Below are 19,884 nucleotides of genomic sequence, written 5' to 3'. Positions count from 1 at the left end.
CAGGAAAGGGGGTACGACGACGCCGTACCCCCTTGGGAGGAACGGTTGTGTTTACGGTTGCTGAGTCAGCACCAGGCTGACGATGCCTTCATAGCGGCCAGCGTTTGCGATAGCGCCAACGGTGGTTTGCTTGATCTCCAGCATCTGCTCGATCGAGCCGCTGGTCGGGTCGCCACCGGGGAACAGGTCGGCCGCCGACAAGGCGACGCCGGTGGTGCTCAGCGTTCTGCCACCAAAGGTGACGGACAGGGGAACCGCGGTGGAAGCCGGGTTGGTCATGTTGGCCAGGACGGGGCTGGTGATCAGCCTGATGGTCATGTCCTTATCGGTGTCATTGCTGAAGACCCGCGTGCCCAGACGGGTGGGTTGCAGACCCGCACCCGGCAGGTAGCTCATCTCCATGGAGGGCGGCAGGGCACTGCCATCGGATTGGAGCAACTCCAGCGTCGGATCGACATCGGCATAGACCAGGATGCTTTTCTCAACCGCCAGGGCGGGCATCGAGACCAGTGCGGCCAGTGCCAACGGGGCGAATTTGAGCAGTTTCATGGGGTGTTTCCTCTTTTCTATGGGTGAACAGGAGCCCAGCCATGTGCAGGCACATGGCTCAGATTGAAAAATGTGAGGGGGGAGTGGGTTACGGCAGCACGGCCAAAGTGCGTGGCCGTTTGTCGTCGCTGGTCACAAAGCGCATGAGCAGGTTGCCGCTTGTGCCGGATGCCTGGACAGGGAGCGTGCTGCCCGGATACAGGCTGCGATTGACATCGTTCCAGAGGCAGTCTTTTTCGCCCTTGACGTCGGTGCAGCGTCCGACCTGCAATACACCGATGCGCACGTTGCCGTCATTGCGTAGCGCTTCACCGCTTTGTTGCAAGCCGACGCTCATTTGACGGTCATCGGGCAGTAGGCGCACCAGCGCGCCCCAGATCAGGTTTACGCCGATTCTGGGTTGCGTGCCTTGCGGGTCGTCGTCTTCTGCCGCCAGATCCTGTGGAGCGGCCACTGGCTCGAAATAAACCCGGTAGACGGTTTCCTCGCTGGGCATCGCCTGCGCGATAATCCGTACCGTGCGGCTGGCGCCGGGAGCGAGTACCGTGCGTTGTGGCGACACGACGATACCCTTCGTATCGGCCGCAGACACTGGGCTTTCGTGTTCATCCGGCGTGCCCGGGCGCTGGATCTGGACCACACTGACCTTGATGTACTGCACCTTGTCCGACTTGGAATGCAGCTGGATCTGTCCAATGCCATCCTGCTCGGCGCCGATCGTACTGGTCATCGGATAAACCACCAGATTGGCGGTCGCCGGCGACGATAAGCCGAACGCCAACATCAGAAACGCCAGCTTGCTCAACGCAGCCCAACGGTGGGTAAACGTTTGATTCAAATCCATGTCAGACCTCAAGTAAAAAAGCTAAAAACTCAACGTTATTCAATGCGTCTGCTGAAGCGCTCTTGCCTTCGATGAAGGTCGGTGACGAGAGGGAAGAGTCTCACGACTAGAGGCGAGCTATATTTACGACACTTCCTTTTGTGCTACAGATGCTTCTCTGTTCCATGTAGGAAATTTCCAGAGTAGATTCCAGCCCTGACGCTCCGACACGCTTGCTCCCGTGATTTGAGGTGACTTCCCGGGTGTACAGCGTCGGTACGGGCCATGGTGGTGACTCCTGTGAGGCGAAGATGATTGCTGTTTGTCCGAATTATTTTGGTGGGATAGTTACACCATGTCAATAGATTTGGTGGGATATATCCACGTTCGTCTGCGCGAGGAGATTGACCGTTGTGGGTTGTCATTGGCCGCGGCATCCCGTGCCGCTGGTGAATCCAGTCCGCAGCGTTTGAAAGAAGTGGTATCGGGGCGGCAGAAATGTCCGGCCGATCTGGTGGCCAAACTGGTGGTTATCGGCGTGGACGCTCAGTACGTCCTGGTCGGTGAGCGCGCCCAAATCGCCAAACCGCCATTGACGCCTGATGAGGAAATGCTATTGGAGGCCTACCGGGCACTGGACGTGGGCGACCGGAAACGAATGCTCGCCGGCTTGATTTCGGGCTAGCGGGCAGCCTCATCGCGAGCAGGCTCGCTCCCACATTTCGACCTGTGTACACATCACTTCTGTGGGAGCGAGCCTGCTCGCGATGAGGCCAGTACAGCCGCCACAAAAAACGCCAACCCTACAAAAACATCTCCCGACTCAACCCATGCCGCTGCATCTTTTCATTAAAGGTGCGACGCGGCAGCTGCAATTCCTCGAGCACGGCTTTCACATCGCCCTTGTGCCGCGTCAAGGCGGCGCGCAGGCATTGAGCTTCGAAGGCTTCCTGCTGGGCGGCGAGGGATTGGCCCGGCTCCGTGTCGAGGACGCGGGGTTGATCCAGTCCCAGCAGGTGACGCTCGGCGACGTTGGCCAGTTCACGCACATTGCCCGGCCAGTCGTGGCCGAGCAAATGGCTCAACTGCGCACCGCTCAAGGGCACGGCGGGGCGACCCAGGCGTTCGGCGGCGTTGTGGGTGAAATGATCGAACAACAAAGGAATGTCCTCGCGCCGTTCACGCAACGGCGGCAGGCGCAGCTCGGCGATGTTCAGACGATAGGCCAGGTCTTCGCGAAAGCGTCCGGCGCGGGCTTCGTCGAGCAGGTCGGGCTTGGTGGCGGCGATGATGCGCAGGTCCACATGGATGCTCTGGTTCGAGCCCAGGCGTTCGAGCTTCTGTTCCTGTAGCACCCGCAGCAACTTGACCTGTTGAGCCAGGGGCATGCTCTCGATTTCATCGAGAAACAGCGTGCCGCCGTCGGCGTATTCGAGCTTGCCGATGCGCTTGCCCTGGGCGCCAGTGAAGGCGCCGCTTTCATGGCCGAACAGTTCAGCCTCGAACAGCGGTTCGGGGATGGCCGCACAGTTCAATGCCACGAAAGGTTTGTCTGCCCTGGGACCGAAGTCGTGCAGGCAACGGGCGACCAGCTCCTTGCCGCTGCCGGTTTCGCCGCGGATCAACACGTTGACCGGCAGTGTCGCCAGGTCCAGCACCTGGCGACGCAGGTTTTGCAGCGCCCGTGAAACCCCAAGCAGTGTCCCATCGAGCTTGTCCTTGACGTCGGCCTGCTCGTGCAGACGACGGTTCTCCAATACCAGCGTGCGCTTGTCCAACGCCCGGCGCAGGCTGCCGAGCAGGGTTTCGGGCGTGAAGGGTTTCTCCAGGAAATCGTAGGCGCCGTCGCGCATGGCTTCCACGGCCATCGGCACGTCGCCGTGGCCGGTCAACAGGATCACCGGCAGGTCCGGGTCGCGTCGGCGCACTTCGGCCAGCAGCTCCAGGCCGCTGAGCCCGGGCATGCGCACATCGCTGACAATCACCCCCGGGAAATGTCCTGGCAGTTGCGCCAGGCATTCTTCGGCGCGACTGAACAACTGCACTTCAAAACCCGACAGGCTCAACCATTGCTCCACGGCGCTGCGGATGCTGGCCTCGTCGTCGACGACGATGACCTTTTTCAATGTGCAAGGGTTAAGCATGCAACTGCGCCTCCTGATCGATCGGCAAGGTCACGCAGAACTGTGCGCCGTTTTCATGGTTGTCCGCCGTCAGTCGGCCACCCGATTCATGAATGATTGCAAAGGAAACCGCCAGGCCCAAGCCCAGGCCATCGCCTACCGCCTTGGTGGTGAAGAACGGATCGAACACCTGGCTCAGGTGTTCCTCAGCGATCCCGGTGCCGCTGTCACTGACCGTCAGGCGCCACAATTGCTCATCGGCTTCCAGGCGCACTTCCAGGCGTTTGAGCGGCTGGCCGGCCATGGCATCGAGCGCGTTGCGCAGCAGGTTGATCAGCACCTGTTCCAGACGGATTGCATCGCCACGCACCCACGCCGGGCGGGTCAGGTGCAGCACCGTACTGACCTGTTCGTCCCGCAGGCGTGTGTCCAGCAGTTGCAGTGCCTGGTCCACCACCACCGCCAGGTCGAGGCGTTCGCGCAGGCCGCTGGGGCTTTTGCGGGCGAAGGTTTTCAGGTGGCCGGTGAGGGCAGCCATGCGGGTCAGCATGTCGTCCAGGGGTTTGATGGCTTTGTAGGCATCATCGACCCGGCCATGGTCCAGCAACAGGCGCAGGGTTGCCAGTTGCATGCGCTGGGCCGTCAACGGTTGGTTGATCTCATGGGCCAGGGCCGCCGACATTTGTCCCAGGGCCGCGAGTTTGGCCGATTGCACCAGGCCGTCCTGGGCGGTGCGCAAATCCCGGGTACGTTCTTCCACCAGCCGTTCGAGTTCTTCACGACTGCGCTGGCGCAGCTTTGCGAGGCGCCAGCGCTGGTTGAGAAACAGCAGCAGAAACACCAGGGCCAGCCATAACCCGGCGGCGGCGAGCCCTGCGTTGCGACGGTCTTCGAAGGCGATCTGCGGGCGGCGCAGCAAGTGCAGCGTCCAGCCTTCGGTGGTCAATGGCAGGGACTCCCACAGGTAATCCACGGCACCGTCGGGGGCCTTGACCCGGGCCAGATGACTGTTGTCGTCAAAGCGTCGCAGCGGCTCGACGGCCAAGGGTTGCAGCGGTTGCTTGTCGTATTGGCGAGTGGCCTTGAGCTCGGCGTGGTCGCTGTCGGTCAACGGCTGCAAGTGGCGATAACGCCAGCCCTCTCTGTTGGCGATGAAAATGATGCCTCGGGCATCGCTGACCAGCAGGGTGTCGCTGCCCTGCCGCCATTCGCGTTCCAGCTCAGGAAACTCCAGCTTCACGACCATCGCCCCCAGGAACTCACCGTTATCGTCGGTCACTGCGCTGGACAGGAAGTAGCCCGGAATGCCACTGGTCACACCCACCGCATAAAACCGTCCGGTGCCCTGGGTGCGGGTCTGGAGGAAATACGGCCGAAAGCCATAATTGTGTCCGACATAACTGCTGGGCAGACGCCAGTTGCTGGCCGCGACGGCCAGGCCGGTGTGGTCGAGCAATTCCAGTGTGGAAGACTTTGCGGCGCCGTTGATCTGTTCCAGTTTGCGATTCAGCGCGTCCTGTTGCGCGGTGCTGACCGGCCCCTTGAGGGCCGAGCGCAACTCGGGGTCCAGCGCCAGCACGGAAGGCAGGGCGCGGTAACGTTCGATCAGGGTATGCAGGGAGTTGGCGTACAACGCCAGTTGCTGGTTCGCACGGCTGGCATCCTCTTCCAGTGCCTGGCGTTCGGCGTGCCGCACGGCGAGGGTGGCGGCAATGATGGCGCCGCTGAGGATCAGCAGGGTGTACAACGACAGACGCAAGGGACGAGGCATTGCCGGCATGTGACTGTTTCAAGGACTGGGCAGGGACACGCACGATAGCATGCCGTCTGCCTACGGTGATGTGCCTCGCTCCGGCGTTATCGGAGCATGCTTTGTGTCTTCCTCAAGCGGCCGATGGTTGCTTCCATCTCCCTTCTCAGGCTTTGAGGCGTGTCGCCACTGGACTGGCCGATTACTTTGCTGAGCGGCCGGTAGGTATTGACCGCGTCAAGTTCCGCCTCGGCAAACAGCGTATCGATGTGGGCCATTTGTGCGTTCAATATTTCCACCATGCCGTTGATGTGCGTATCTGCCCGAGCGATTTTCTCCTCGGTCAGTTCATGGCTTGCGGCGCCAATTTCATGAATGATCTCAATGGTTCCCAACACAATGCTGGTCACGGCTCCTATTTCGCTGGAGGCTACGGTTCCGGTCGCTTTCAGCGCGATTTTGGTGCCAGTACTCGTCACTTCCTTTCCCGCTTTCAGGACGTTTTTCTGGGTGGGCGCGCTGACCGCGTGGGCCAGATCCCGGGCTTTTGCCTTGGCATAGTGAAAGAGGTCAAGATTCTTGTATTCGCCTTTCTTGACGATTTTTTCAGGGTCCAGTTTCCGGCTCTTGAAGTTGACCGCTGCGCTCAGGCTCAATCGTTCCAGCGCATAATCCAGGCCAACGCTTACCGCTTTGCTGGTGACGAACCCCAGCGCGGCGCCCATGACGATGCCGGGTGGTCCCGCCACGCTGCCCAGCGCCGCGGCGCCGAAGCCTACCGCGAGCCCCGTTCCGTAGCTGACAACCTGTGCACCGACGTGACTACCCACACGTACCGCAGAGGCCTGGGCGTGCGCTGTTGCCGAGCGATGGCTGGCCAGTTGAGTTTGCGCTTCGCTGGCTCTGCGTGAAGTCAGCTTCATGATGTCCGTGAACTTTTTGATCTCCCTGTCCAGCCGGTTATAGTTTTTCCAGCGTTGCCAATAGGCTGCGCTCTGCGCTTTTCTAGCGTCTCTCTGCGCCGGGGTCTCTAGTATCAACCCTTGGTAGTCGGTCAACGTCATCGGGTTATTGCCGACAAATCCATACAGGTTCAACCCATCCACATCCCCCGCCGGGTCCGCGCTGACCCAGCGCTGCAACCACGGAGCGTAGTAACGCGCGCCGTAGTAATACAGCCCGCTGCTGTCCATTTCCTTGCCTGAATAACGAAGGGTCTTGTAGTCGACTTCAATTCTGGAACGGGCGGCGTGCCAGGCGGTGCCGCCAAAGGGGTAGTAGTGCTCGAGGCTGATCAAGGCGCCGTGACGGTCCAGCTCCAGGGTGCTGGAACCCAAATGATCGTCGAGGGTGTAGCGCAATTGGTCGGCTTCGATGTCGCTGGGCTGGCCGGCTTCCCAATGCAGGCAACGAACACTGCCATGGGCCAATGCACAGGTGACCACGTGCAGTTGTTCGCCGTGGCTGCTGGTGCGGATTTCGAGGCCGGGCAAGTAGCGCGTTTCGTGGCGAGTGCTGGCGGTGGTGTGGGTCTTGCTGACCCGTTCGCCCTGGCTGTAGAGGCAGGTTTCGTCATCGTTCAGCAACCCGTTGTCGCGTTTGAGCAACGTGACTTTACTGAGCTGGTCGCGGGCGTCCCACACCAACGACTGCGCGCCGCGTTGCAGGTACAGCTGGTTGCCATGGGCATCGAACAGCTCATCGAAAGCCGGCTCCGGATCGCCTTCGGTCCACTGCACGCCTCGGTTGCTGTGAGGGTCGATGCGCAGTGTCCGGGTGTGGTTGTTGCCGTCGCGAACATGGCGCAGTCGGGTCAGGTTGTGGCTGGTGTCGTAGTCATACAGCTGGGTGTAGTTGAAACGGTGGCCGGGGTCGATGGGGACGATCGGCTCGGGTAAGCCGGGATGCAGCTGAGGTGTCTCGCCCTCGAAACCGCTGGCGCTGATCAAACGGTAGAGCGAGTCGTAGGTGAAGTCGCGATGACCGTCTACGCGCTGGTTGGCAAAGTACAGGGGGGCGACGGTATGGTCTTCGATACGCAGCACATTACCCATGGGGTCATGGAAGTACGTCAGGTTCTGGAGCAGGGCTTGTCCGGGTTTTCCGGTCTTGAGGCTGCTCAGTTGATCGTTGGCCGGGTCATAGGTCCAGCGGCTGGTCACGCCGTTGGCCGTATCCTGGCGCTCGATCTGGCCGGCGGCGTTGTAGCGGGCGTCCAGCAGAATCGGTTGTGGCGTGTCCTGGTCCCTGAGTTGCAGGTCCACCTGTTTGAGTTGCCCGCCGATGTCCAGCCGCAAGTAATGCCGGTGGCCGGCGGCGTCGGTCTGGCTCACGGGCGTGCCAAGGGCGTCGAGAGTCTGCTCGCAGATGTGGGGGATGGCATCGGCAAAACGGCGGACCTGGCGTAACGGCTCGCCCGTCAACCCGTAACTGTCCAACTGCACGGTGCCGGAGGGATCGCTCTGTTCAAGCAACTGCCCGCGCAGGTTGTAATCGGCATCGGCCGTGGCATCGGCGTAGATGAAGGTGTCGACTTCGCCCTGGCCGTTTTCCTCCAGGGCTATCGGGCGCAACTGAAGGTCATAAGTCACGCGCCAATGATGGGCGCGTTGATCCCAGCGCTGGCGGGATTCACCTGCCAGGCCCGGTAATATCAGGCGCCATCCGGCATCGACGCTGTCGGTATACAGCGGCTGACCGGTGAGGCTATGCAGCGTTGTCAGGTTGGGTTTGGGCGCGTGACCGAAGAGGCGAGGGTCCCACTGCTCGACGAGATGGCCGATGCTCTTGTGGTGCTGGCGCGATATCAGCGCGACGGCGGGGGTCGAGGCCTGGTTGCGCAAGTAAGTGGTTTGCCGCACAGGCAAGCCACGGCCGTCCACGGCAACAACGTCTGGAGTGCGCAAATGCACGGTACTCATGGGGCTCTGGCCTCCAGAGGGGTGTCAGTCTGAACCTTGATGCACGAGGAGCCGAGCTGCCTGGATCACGTGGTCATCCATTTCGGGCGGCCTTTGCCATGGCCGACAGGATGCGCATGCCAACTCGCCCACAAATTGTCCGTCGTGCCCATTTCCTTGTAAGCGGTGATTCCCTGCTGCGCGGCCTTGATGTTGGCCAGGGTGGCTTGGGTTCTTTTGCGCAAGGCGGCGCGACTGATCGGTGCAAGGGCTTCCTTGGACGTCATGAAGTTAACGTTGGGCAGCAGGTCTGCGGGGGAGATGACATCGGTGCCTAACGCATCGAAAGCATTTTCGGCCCAGGCAGCGCGTTGCTCCACAGCCGTTTTCCAGTCGGCGAGCAGCGTTTCGATTTTGCCGATCTTGACGGGGTCGAGGCGGTTTTTGATGTCTTCGCCTTCGATGGCCCGGGCGAACATATTGAGTGTGCCGCCGATGATCGGGATCCACGACCCCATCACCCGGTTCATCACGAAGCTGGGGTTGAGGACTGAGTTGAGCGCCGGGTGGATCACCTCATCTTTCATCTGCCGCCAGTTCTTGATGTCTTTAACCGCACCCTCGATACCGAGTCTGCGATCGATCGCCTCAACGGATATTTTTGAGGTCTGCGGTATGAGCGCGCCCACCAACCCTGCGCTATGCACGAACGGATCGGCGATCTCGCCGGCCACATCGCCGCCGACGTTGCCACCGATCAGTCCTCCCGTGGTGGTGTAGGGCGTTGTGAAAGGGGCATCAGGCAGCACCAGATCGACCACCTCGCCACCCAGCACGCCTGTCTCATAGCCGAAGACGCCTTTGACCAGCTCTCCCCCCAGATTCCCCATCAGGCTTCTGAACACGCCTTTTTGCTGGATGATGTTGTGAAGTTGCCCGAGCAGTCGGCTGGACTCTCCACTGAGTTCGGAGAGAAAGCCTGAATAAAGCACGATCACGCTCTCGGCTTTTGCCTGCCCGTCCGTATCCACATAACGTAGCGGATTGTTGCCCACGAACGCATACCTGTTCAGCCCGTCCACATCCCCTGCCGGGTCGGCACTGACCCAACGCTGCAGCCACGGCGCGTAGTAACGTGCGCCGTAGTAATACAGCCCGCTGATGTCCATTTCCTTGCCCGAATAGCGCACGGTCTTGTAACTGACCTCTACGCCGGGACGGGCTATCAGCCACGCCGTGGCGCCGAACGGGTAATAGCCTTCGTGACTGATCAGTTGCGCATGCTGATCGAGCTCCATCATGTTTGAGCCTGAGTGGTCCTCCAGGCTGTAGCGCAACTGATCGGTGTCGATATCTGCCGGCTTGCCCGTTACCCAATGCAAACAGCGGACGTTGATCAAGCCCGCGTCGAGGATGATGATGTGCAGTTCTTCGCCATTGTCCCGGGTGCGGATTTCCAGGCCGGGGAGATAGCGCACGTCCTGAAAATGGTCGCGCTTGGCGGTATGGGTTTCGTGACGTTTGTAGACCCGGGTCCCTTGGCTATAGCGGTAATGTTCCTGGTCATTGGCGGCGTTTTCGCGGTCGATCAGGGTGACCGTTTCCAGTTGGTCCCGAGCGTTCCATTGCAGGTTCTGCCCAGGCTGCAATGCCAGGAGATTGCCATGGCGATCGAACAGTGTGTCGAATGACGGGGCAGGATCTCCAGGCTGGTATCGCACCCCTCGATTGCTGCCCGGGTCGATGAACATCTGCCGGGTGTAGCCGGCACCCTCACGCACATGGGTGAGCTTGGTCAGATTGCCGCCCTCATCATATTCATAGGTTTGCAGGTAGTTGAGCCGGTTGTTGGGGTCGGTTGGCTGGGGCAGGCCAGGTATATCCGAGGGCGGGCCATCGTCGTAACCGCTGGCACTGGTCAACCGATAGAGCGAGTCGTAGCTGAAGGCACGATGGCCATCGACTCGTTGGTTGGCGAAATGGGTAGGCGTATAGGTATGGTCCAGAATGCGGGTGATGTTGCCCATCGGGTCGTGGACATATTCGAAGTCCACCAGTGCGGTGGCCGGGGCTTTTTGTGAACGTTGTCTGAGCAGGCGAGCGCTGGCCGGGTCATAGCTCCAGTGGCTGATGACGCTGTTGCCTGCGTGCTGTTCGATGATTTGCCCGGCGGCATTGTATTGGGCATCGTGCAACACCGTCTGCCAGTCGGTTTGCCCCTTGAGTCGCAACTGCACCTGCTTGAGCTGCCCGGCCAGATCGTAGCGCGACTGTTGCTGGTGTTCACCGGCATCGGTCTGCTCAAGCACAGCCCCCGAAGGCCCGAAGAGACGACGGCTGGTAAACGCCTTGCTGTCGTGAAAAATACGCGTCTCACAGAGCGGCAGGCCGACCAGGCTATAACTGTCCAGAAGCAACGTACCCGAGGGGTCGACCTGCTCGAGCAACCGACCGCGAAGGTTGTGATCGGCATCGGCCGTGGCATCGGCGTAGATGAAGGTATCGACTGCGACCTGACTGTTTTCCTCCAGAGCCACCGGACGCAGTTGGGGGTCATAGGCAATACGCCAATGACTGCCGCGTTCATCCCAGCGTTGCAAGGTTTCACCCGCCAGGCCCGGTAATGCCAGGCGCCATCCGCCATCGACGCTGCGGGTACGCAGCGGCTGACCGGTGAGGTTGTAGTCGTTGCGCAGGTTGGCCGTGTCCGTACCGTAGAAACGTGGGTCCCATCGGGCGATAAGGCGCCCGGCGACGTCATACGCCTGGGCCGTGACCAACGTTTGGGTGTCGTCGTTCGGCGATCGGCGCCAGTAGTCCACTCGCCTGACCGAGCCTGCTCGTGCGTCAAGTACCGACAGGACCGGTGTACCGCCATGAGTTAGCCTGCTCACTCGTCAGCTTCCCGGGTCCGTGTCGTTGTAGTCGTGGTCGCACAAGTACCAGGGATGATGCACATGCCAGGCTTCATAGCCCTTGGCATTGATGACCTTGACCAGGCGTCCTGGTGGATCGTAGAACTGCTGGTCGTGGTAGCCGTGCAGACGCAGCGAGGCGTCGTTGATGTAGCGCCAGGCGTCGGCGAAATACGGCCGATAAACCCGCGTGACCAGTCCCTTGTTGTTGTACTCGACCCGTTCGCTGACGCGCCAGCGCGGGTCGGCCAGGTGCTGCAACGGTTGCCCGTTCTGTAGCTCCAGCGAGCCGTCCTCGGCCACGGCATAGGCCTCCCCAGGCTCGACCCGCTGTTTGGTTTGCAAGGTGCGGCCGAATCCGTCGATGGCACTGAGGGTGATGCGGACCTGTTGCAACCGATCGTCCGGGTAGCGATCGGCGCTCAGCACGACGCTGTGCACCGGCTCCCGGGCCGTGGCCTGGATCAGCGTCCACAACTGTTCTTCGGCGGCGCTGCGTTCGGCCAGCCGCGCCAGGTGAATGCGTGCCCTGGCGCGGACATGGCCGCTGGGCATCAAGTAGCGGGCGCTGATCCACTCGTTGCGCTGCGCAAGGGAGACTTGGGCGAGGTCAAGCGCGCCCATCCAGCTGAACTCGTCGGTGCGCACGGCACTGGCGATTCTGCCCAGGGTGGCTTCGGGGTGTTCGATGGCATAAGCCGGTGTCAGGTCGTCGGGCAGCTCGTAGGTGTCGATGGCATCGAAGCCTGCCGGCAGGCCATTTTCGCTGCCGAAAAACGTAATGCCCAAAGGCACGCCGTCGGGGCCATACAGCGCTTGCTGCACGTTGTCGTTGGCGTCGATGATGCTCTGCGGCAACAGCGAGTGATAGTCGTATTCGATCTGGGTCGTACAGCCGTCCGGCAGGGTAATGGCGGTGGTCATCAGGTGATAGGCATCGTACGTCAGGGTCGTAACACCATGACTCTGGGTTTCTTGCAGGGCGTTGATCTGGAAGAAGCCATCAAGCGAGTGGTAGGTGGCAAAACCGCTCTTTTTCGACCAGAGGTTTTCGGCGGTGTCTTCGTCCGGATCTTCAGGCAGAAACAGCGGCATGGGCTCAAAGCCGATTTCTTCCAGTTGCCCGCGGATGTCGAACGGCGGTGGCACGGCGTCGTAGGCGTCCAGTGCCTGCTTGTCGAACTCGGCCGTCTCCAGCGGGCCGAGCAACGCCTGGAAGGCAATATCGCCTTGGTCGTCACGCAGGTAGTTCTGTTCCTCAAGCGCAACCAATTGCCGTGCGGCTTGCCATTGCGGGGAGTCGTGATGTGCGAGGAAAGTTTCATAGCTGATCTGGCGAGGGTTGAGGCCTTGCGGCAGTTCGCCCTTGGGGCGTTGCAAAGCGTTGGCTCGACTGCGCCAGGGCAGGCCCAGGCGCTGACGCCACCCGGTTTCGTCGAACAGGTGCAGGTGCTCGGCCCGGCTCTCGGCAAGGTGGAACACCTGCTGCTGCTCATCATGGGCGTTGAGCCACCAGGTGTTCTCGTCTTCATCGTCGAAGGGGGGCGGATCGAGCGGCGTAAGGCGTCGGGCGTAATGGACGATGAAGCCGTGAACAAGCTGGCCGTAGAGATTCCATTTCAGATTGATGCCGTGCTGGCTTTGCGGGTCATTGGTAAAACCGTCGTATTGATGGCTGAGCGCCTCCAGTTCCAGTACCAGCAGGCTTTTGTGATGGGGATGGTGCTGGCGCAGCAGATAGCGTTGTTGCGTCACGGTGTAAGGCCGGGCCGTATCGCCCGATTCGGCGGGATGGGTTTCTGTGCGCAACACCTGGCCGCCCAAGGCATAAGCCATTTCCCGGGCGGTCTCGGGGTCGGGCACGATAATCTCGTCGGCCTCGTCGCCTTCATGAAAACAGCTCAACAGCGCCGGGCCAAGCGGCACGGCGTCATCGTCGCCGTCGAAACAGTCCTTCAGAGGCTGGTTGACGGTTCGGCCGGTGTGGAACCAGGTCTTGACCAGTACCGGCGCGGTAAAGCCGCTTTGCACTTCAGCGTCGGGCAACTCGCTGTCCACCTGGTACAACCGAGCGAAGCCCCGGAACTCACGGTGATAACCGTCGTAGTCGCCCTCGAAATAGGTGAAGCGCTGGGTCAGGCAATTGCCGGTGATTTCATCCAGCTGTTGCTGACGTGCCAACAACGGCAGGGCCATGGGCAGATAACAGGCCAATTGCTCGCCCTGCGCTCGGCGCTGTTGTTTTTCATCCAGCCAGTATTGCGCACTGCTGCGATAGGTCAGGGTGGTGCTGCAGCCCATGTTGTTGTGGGTGGCGTTGAGCAGATAGGGCCGCGCCGTGACGAAGTCGTAACGCCAATGCTTGGGCTTCATATCGGGGGACATGTGAGGCACGCTCAGAATCAGACTGGCGCAACCCAGCCCCTGCAGATCGGCCAGGCTGACCTGGCACAGATTGTCGTACCGCACGCCCTCCGGCCATGGCACCTTGACGGGTGTTTGCTCAAGGCCGTTGCCGCCGTGGTTGAGGTAGATATCGAAACAGTCGCTGTTAAGGTAGATCAGCGCGGGCGCTCCGGCGCCGTCCAGATCGGCGATCCGCACCCGGTCAGCGTCGAATTGGCCGTAGCTGAAGGGCAGGGCGCTCATGACAAAACCTTCGCCGAAACGCCCGTGACCCAGGTTCGGCCAGCACTTGATTTCATCGAAGCGAATCCGGCACAGCTCGGTGCTGTCGCTGCCCAGCAAATTGCCGAACAACACCAGTTCGCTGCGCGAGTCGCTGAACAATGGCAGGGGGCTGTCCGGTTCATGGGGCACATTCACCCCTGGGGCGAACCCCTGCTCGCGGAGATTGGGGTACAACCGAACGCTTTTGGGGCCGACCATGGCCAGGGAGCGTAAACCGTCGCCGGTCAAATCGCCCAGTTGCGCGGCGGGGTGCAGGAACTCCGTCGGAAAACGATCAAACGGGGTGAAGGTCGACCAGCTACGGTCCGGGTTGAGGGTATGGAAGCCGCTCATGCCGGGTTGGGCAATGACCCAATTGAGGCGGCCGCTGCCGGTCAGGTCAGTCAGCACCTGCATCACGGCCGGGTTTTGGCTGGCGACCGGGATACTGTCCAGGCGAGACCACGGGCCATAACCGATGGCATCGTCATCGGGCCCGGCGCGCTCAGGCTCGCGGTAGTACCAGGCATCGGTGTAACGGCACAGAAACCCCGGCAGACCTTCGCCATACAGGTCCACGCATTGGTAATGCCGGTTGCCTTCGAGGGCGGGCATTGTCTCCAGGTCGAAGAATTTTTCGGGTGCCAGATTGAGGTCGAAATCGGTGTACTGCAATTCCACCGGAGGGCTGTAATCGACACCGCCTTCAGTGTCCCAATCCTGATAGTGGGCGGCCGTCAGCAGGTTGTAACCCAGCGCAGTGGCGGTGTATTCCAGCACCAGCCGCCGGACCAGGGCAGGTTCAGTATCGGCCACGGCGGGGAAGTGGTGGAACATCAACACCTGATGACACAAGCGCCGGGTGCCGACCTCAAAACCGTATCGATAGGTGTGAAACGGGTCGCTGCGTAGCAGCCAGGGCGCCTCTTCGGGGGCTTGCCAGGAAGGTTGTTGCGCAAGATCGAGGGTGCGTTGCCCGTAGTCGAACAGCAGGTGAAAGTGCCAGTTGTGCTGGGCCGGGTCGGGCTCTTCGAAGCAGTACAGGGTGTCACTGGCGCTGGCGTTGCCATAGCACACCCGCCGCAGGTAGCGCTGGGCGCGATAGTCGTGGGGGCCGTCCAGCGCGCCGGGGTCGGCCTGGTACTCATAATAGATGTGCTCGCCTGCCGGGCTGACTTCTTCGAGCAACAACCATTCGGCGATGCGTGGTGGTTTTGGGGGATCGGGCTCGGGTTCGGCTTCAGGTTCGGCAATGCGCGACGCTTCGGTTTTACCGTAGCAATACACATGGCCGTTGCTGCCCTGGACACGCCAGAAGGGTGCCTGGCCGTCGGTGGGTGTCCACAGCTCATAAATATCGAAGCTGCTTTCAGTCCTGGGGTAATAACGCACCACCGAGCACGTTGCACTGCCGGGGCCCGCCAGGGGGCGAATGAGCGGTTCGGCGTTGAATTCGGGCCAGCGGTCAACCCCATCGGCGTCGACCATGACATCCTCATCAGCGTAGTGCGGCACACCTCTGCTGGTTTTGCGCGTGATGCTGGCGATGGAAAGCTGCATGCCGATGCCGAAGATGCCGTTGCCGCCCTGGCTGCTGTAATTCAAGGTCAGCGCCGGCGTCAGGTGGCGGGCGGCGGACAGGGGTAACGGCAGTTCAAAAGAACTTGCCCCTCGCGTACCGACAGGGCCGAGGCTGTTACCGAGGGTGGCGATAGAAGCACTGCCGGCGATGGTCGGGGTCACGATCTGGAGGGGCGCTTGTTCTGCCATCGGGATCATCTCTGTTAGCCGACGCCAGGGCGAATACCCGGCATGACTTCAGGATGCCAAGAGATGGTCCTTGGGTAACCTGTCAGATCTGACAGGTAGGCGGGCATGCCGATGAACGGCTCTACTCACGCCCGGCGGGGAGCATTGTGTGGGAGGCTTGGCTGAACATAGGTCGGGGTCCACTGAAGATCCAGTGTGGGAGCAAAGCTTGCTCGCGATGACTGAGGCACATCCAACATGGATGCAAGCTGACCCACCGCTATCGCGAGCAGGCTCGCTCCCACAGGTTTTCTGCTGATAAAAAAAGGCCGGTGAGTTTGTCGCCCACCGGCCTTTTTTACGGCGTCAACGTGCGTGTTACTGCACTTCTACCGCCAGGCTGTCGCTGATTTTCTTCTGCCAGATCGCCGGGCCGGTGATGTGTACCGACTCGCCTTTGCTATCGACCGCAACGGTCACGGGCATGTCCTTGACCTCGAACTCGTAGATCGCTTCCATCCCCAGTTCGGCGAACGCCAGAACCTTGGACTTTTTGATCGCCTGAGCCACCAGGTAAGCGGCGCCGCCGACGGCCATCAGGTAGACCGCCTTGTTGTCCCTGATCGCTTCGATAGCGGTCGGGCCGCGTTCGGACTTGCCGATCATACCCAGCAGGCCGGTCTGCTCGAGGATCTGGCGGGTGAACTTGTCCATCCGCGTGGCGGTGGTCGGGCCGGCTGGGCCTACCACTTCGTCGCCTACCGGGTCGACCGGGCCGACGTAGTAGATGAAGCGGCCCTTGAGGTCCACCGGCAAGGTTTCACCCTTGTTCAGCATCTCGACCATGCGCTTGTGCGCCGCGTCGCGACCGGTGAGCATCTTGCCGTTGAGCAAGACGGTTTCGCCCGGCTTCCAGCTCTGTACGTCTTCAGGTGTCAGGGTGTCGAGGTTCACGCGGCGCGCCGACGGACCGGCTTCCCAGACGATTTCCGGGTAAGCGTCCAACGGTGGTGCCTCCAGCGACGCCGGGCCGGTGCCGTCCAGCACGAAGTGGGCGTGGCGGGTGGCGGCGCAGTTGGGGATCATGCACACCGGCAGGGACGCGGCGTGGGTCGGGTAGTCCATGATCTTCACGTCGAGCACGGTGGTCAGGCCACCCAGGCCCTGGGCGCCGATGCCCAGTTGGTTGACCTTCTCGAACAGCTCCAGGCGCATCTCTTCGATGCGGTTCTGCGGGCCGCGGGCCTTGAGTTCGTGAATGTCGATGGACTCCATCAACACTTCCTTGGCCATGACGGCGGCTTTTTCCGCAGTGCCGCCGATGCCGATACCCAGCATGCCCGGTGGGCACCAGCCGGCGCCCATGGTCGGTACGGTTTTCAATACCCAGTCCACGATGGAGTCGGACGGGTTGAGCATGGCCATCTTGGACTTGTTCTCGGAACCGCCGCCCTTGGCCGCCACGTCCACTTCCACGGTGTTACCCGGAACGATGGAGTAGTGGATCACCGCAGGGGTGTTGTCCTTGGTGTTTTTACGCGCACCAGCCGGGTCGGCGAGGATCGACGCGCGCAGGACGTTTTCCGGCAGGTTGTAGGCGCGACGCACGCCCTCGTTGATCATGTCGTCCAGGCTCATGGTCGCGCCATCCCAACGCACGTCCATGCCCACGCGCACGAACACGGTTACGATCCCGGTGTCCTGGCAGATCGGCCGATGGCCGGTGGCGCACATGCGCGAGTTGATCAGGATCTGCGCCATGGAGTCACGGGCCGCTGGCGATTCTTCGCGCAGGTAGGCTTCATGCATCGCCTGGATGAAATCCACGGGGTGGTAGTAGGAAATGAACTGCAGGGCGTCGGCAACGCTCTGAATCAGGTCATCTTGCTTGATCACGGTCATGAGTCGCGCTCCTCTCTAAAGACGGGAACATTCAATAAGGTGCCGTCCGTTTGGGTGCATCGGTCGACGGACGGCACCTCTTAAGGCACGCCGGGCATGCTGGCGCGACACTAAAAAGGCGCGGCAGTATATCGCAGGCGAGCACCCTGTGGGAGCGAGCTGCCTTTGTGGCGAGGGGATTTATCCCCGCTGGGCTGCGCAGCAGCCCTGAAAGTCAGTCACCTCGGTGCGTCAGGTTGTTTGCCTTCAGTCATTTTCGGGCTGCTTCGCAGCCCAACGGGGATAAATCCCCTCACCACAAGGGGACCAGCCAGCCTCGAACAACTGCGTCAATTTAGGCCATTGCTTTGACGCCATTTTTCTGCTCCAGAATTGAATGGTCATTTGCCCTGCACGCCACTAAAGTGGCGTCTGGCCTGTAGCGTAGGACGCCTCCTGTCAGTTCCTTTCCCATGGTGAGTCAACGATTGACCCATAACGCCATTCAACGTCTTTTGCTGAAACGCTTCGCCTTGGCGGCCGCGACTTACGCGCTGGCACTGGTGTTGTTGTGGTTGGCATATTTCAGTGGTCATTACCTCGATTCGTTGCGCGATGTCATCATCGGCAGCGTGTTGGTGGTGTTGTGCCAGGCAGGGCTGTTCGCGCTGTTTATCACCGACCGCAATCTGCGGTTCGCCGACCCCAGTCTTACTGAAATACAGGTACTGATCGGCCTGGGCTGGCAGACCTGGATGATGGCGCATCTGGACCAGGCTCGGGGCGTGTTCCTGGTGTTCTATGTGCTGATCCTGCTGTTCGGGCTGTTCCACTTGTCCCGTCGGGCTTTCGTGCGCTGCGCGATGCTGGTGTTTTTCAGTTTCACCGCCATTACCCTCTGGGACGGTTACTTCTTCAGGCTTCCTGACCCCACGCTGGCCGCGTTACAGGTGTGCGTGCTGTTTATCGTGCTGGTGTGGCTGGTGCTCTATGCCAGTTACGTACAGAACTCGCGCCAACGCATGCGTCAGCGGCGGTTTGCCTTGCAGGCACATCAGGACACCCTGCGCGGCATGATGCGTCAGCTCGAAGATCTGGTGGCCACGGATGAACTGACCGGCTTATTCAACCGCCGGCACTTCCTGCGCCTGGCGTCCCGTGAGCTCAACACACTCCGGCCCAATGTTGCCCATGGCCTGGCCTTGATCGACCTCGACCATTTCAAACGCATCAATGACCTGCACGGCCACGCCGCCGGTGATCAGGTGCTTCAGGCGTTCGCCAGCATCGCCACGGCCTGCCTGCGCGAAGGTGATGTGCTGGCCCGTTACGGTGGCGAAGAGTTCGTCATGCTGCTGCCGGCCTGCGACCCCTCGCGGCTGACGGCCTGTTGCGAGCGGCTGCGCCTGGCATTTACTGAAGTCGAGTTGATCGGCTTGCAGATCGGCTCCCTCAGCCTGTCGGTGGGCATGACGATGCTGGAGACCGGCGACGACCTGGACAACGCATTGCAGCGTGCCGATCAGGCCTTGTACCGTGCCAAGCGAGACGGCCGCAATCAGTGCGCCGCTGCCTGGGAGAATGTCGATGCCTGAAGTAAAAGTCGCCGACCGGCAGTGGACGGTGGCGGCGGGCAGCAATCTGTTGGACACGTTGAATCAGGGCGGCGTGGCCGTGCCCTACAGTTGTCGCGCCGGCAGCTGCCATGCGTGTCTGGTGCAGTGCGTGAACGGTGACGTGCGCGACAGTCGGCCCGACGCCTTGAGCCCCGCGCAGCGCGAGCAAGGCTGGCGGCTGGCGTGTCAGTGCCAGGTGATCGAGGATGTGCAGATCCACACCTTTGACCCGCAACGTGACGGCCGTGCCGCCCAGGTGACCGCCGCGGATTGGCTGAGCCCCGACGTGCTGCGCTTGCGCATTATTCCTGAGCGGGCGCTGCGTTATCGGGCGGGCCAGCACCTGGTGTTGTGGGCCGGCGATGTCGCCCGGCCGTATTCCCTGGCGAGCCTGCCCGAAGAAGACCGCTTCCTGGAGTTTCACCTCGATTGCCGCGAGCCCGGCCAGTTCATCAATGCGGCGCGACAGATGAAAGTGGGCGACCCGATTTTTCTCGGTGAATTGCGCGGCGGCGCCCTGCATTACGATCCCGAGTGGCACGATAAGCCGCTGTGGCTACTGGCGGCCGGCACTGGCCTGGCACCGTTGTTCGGTCTTTTGCGCTCAGCCCTGCATCAGCATCACCAAGGCACCATTCGTCTTATTCACGTAGCCCATGATGCCGCCGGGCACTATCTGGCCAAACCCCTGGCAGCGCTGGCGGCCAAGCATCAACACCTCACCGTGGAGCTGCTGACCACGGCCGAGGCGCCGTCTGCGTTGGCGCAACTGCGGCTTGTTTCCCGGCAAACCCAGGCCTTACTCTGCGGCCATCCCGACCGGGTCGAGGCCTTTGCCAAGCGCCTCTACCTGGCTGGCCTGCCGCGTAATCAACTGCTGGCCGATGTCTTCCTGACCCGTGGTTGAG

General features: G+C 61.3%; 11 protein-coding genes. 3 read left to right on the top strand and 8 right to left on the bottom strand.

Annotated features, from left to right (window positions below):
• Window positions 1-51: 51 nt before the first annotated feature.
• Both QOM08_RS22540 and QOM08_RS22535 read right to left on the bottom strand, forming a co-directional pair.
• Window positions 52-549: a CS1 type fimbrial major subunit gene (locus tag QOM08_RS22540; protein WP_047227118.1), complete on the bottom strand. Its 498-nt coding sequence runs from the start codon at window positions 547-549 to the stop codon at window positions 52-54.
• 88 nt (window positions 550-637) lie between these two features.
• Entirely contained in the window at window positions 638-1,393 is a 756-nt protein-coding gene (locus QOM08_RS22535; RefSeq protein ID WP_316912159.1) for a hypothetical protein, read from the bottom strand.
• Window positions 1,394-1,727: 334 nt separating this feature from the next.
• Here QOM08_RS22535 and QOM08_RS22530 point away from each other — a divergent pair, with 334 nt between their 5' ends.
• Window positions 1,728-2,057, top strand: coding sequence for a hypothetical protein (locus QOM08_RS22530; RefSeq protein ID WP_139049252.1), 330 nt, complete (start codon window positions 1,728-1,730; stop codon window positions 2,055-2,057).
• A 118-nt stretch (window positions 2,058-2,175) separates the two neighbouring features.
• On the opposite strand, the gene QOM08_RS22525 is transcribed toward QOM08_RS22530, so the two are convergent.
• The 6 genes from QOM08_RS22525 to QOM08_RS22500 all read right to left on the bottom strand — a co-directional run bounded on the left by QOM08_RS22525 (window position 2,176) and on the right by QOM08_RS22500 (window position 17,381).
• The gene (locus tag QOM08_RS22525; protein WP_316912158.1) at window positions 2,176-3,516 is read right to left on the bottom strand and encodes a sigma-54 dependent transcriptional regulator; all 1,341 of its coding nucleotides are present in this window, start codon (window positions 3,514-3,516) and stop codon (window positions 2,176-2,178) included.
• Window positions 3,509-5,275, bottom strand: coding sequence for an ATP-binding protein (locus QOM08_RS22520; protein WP_047227114.1), 1,767 nt, complete (start codon window positions 5,273-5,275; stop codon window positions 3,509-3,511). The genes QOM08_RS22525 and QOM08_RS22520 overlap by 8 nt, the downstream gene beginning before the upstream one ends.
• Window positions 5,276-5,352: 77 nt before the next feature.
• Window positions 5,353-8,166 carry an RHS repeat-associated core domain-containing protein gene (locus tag QOM08_RS22515; RefSeq protein ID WP_316912157.1) on the bottom strand — a complete coding sequence of 938 codons (2,814 nt, stop codon included), beginning with the start codon at window positions 8,164-8,166 and terminating at the stop codon, window positions 5,353-5,355.
• Between the two features lie 65 nt (window positions 8,167-8,231).
• Window positions 8,232-11,039, bottom strand: a complete 2,808-nt coding sequence (locus QOM08_RS22510) for an RHS repeat-associated core domain-containing protein (RefSeq protein WP_316912156.1) — start codon at window positions 11,037-11,039, stop codon at window positions 8,232-8,234.
• A 3-nt stretch (window positions 11,040-11,042) separates the two neighbouring features.
• Window positions 11,043-15,500, bottom strand: coding sequence for a SpvB/TcaC N-terminal domain-containing protein (locus QOM08_RS22505; protein ID WP_316912155.1), 4,458 nt, complete (start codon window positions 15,498-15,500; stop codon window positions 11,043-11,045).
• Between the two features lie 357 nt (window positions 15,501-15,857).
• Window positions 15,858-17,381, bottom strand: coding sequence for a fumarate hydratase (locus tag QOM08_RS22500; protein WP_047227110.1), 1,524 nt, complete (start codon window positions 17,379-17,381; stop codon window positions 15,858-15,860).
• A gap of 467 nt (window positions 17,382-17,848) precedes the next feature.
• Between QOM08_RS22500 and QOM08_RS22495 the strand changes: the two genes are divergently transcribed.
• Both QOM08_RS22495 and QOM08_RS22490 read left to right on the top strand, forming a co-directional pair.
• Entirely contained in the window at window positions 17,849-18,955 is a 1,107-nt protein-coding gene (locus QOM08_RS22495) for a sensor domain-containing diguanylate cyclase (protein ID WP_047227128.1), read from the top strand.
• Window positions 18,948-19,883 carry an iron-sulfur-binding ferredoxin reductase gene (locus tag QOM08_RS22490; protein ID WP_076383668.1) on the top strand — a complete coding sequence of 312 codons (936 nt, stop codon included), beginning with the start codon at window positions 18,948-18,950 and terminating at the stop codon, window positions 19,881-19,883. The genes QOM08_RS22495 and QOM08_RS22490 overlap by 8 nt, the downstream gene beginning before the upstream one ends.
• The last annotated feature ends 1 nt before the right edge of the window (window position 19,884 follow it).

The organism is Pseudomonas sp. P105, assembly GCF_032614175.1.
Lineage (GTDB): Bacteria > Pseudomonadota > Gammaproteobacteria > Pseudomonadales > Pseudomonadaceae > Aquipseudomonas > Aquipseudomonas rhizophila.
Note: the sequence above shows the minus strand (reverse complement) of the source record. Positions and strands in the feature narration are given on the sequence as shown.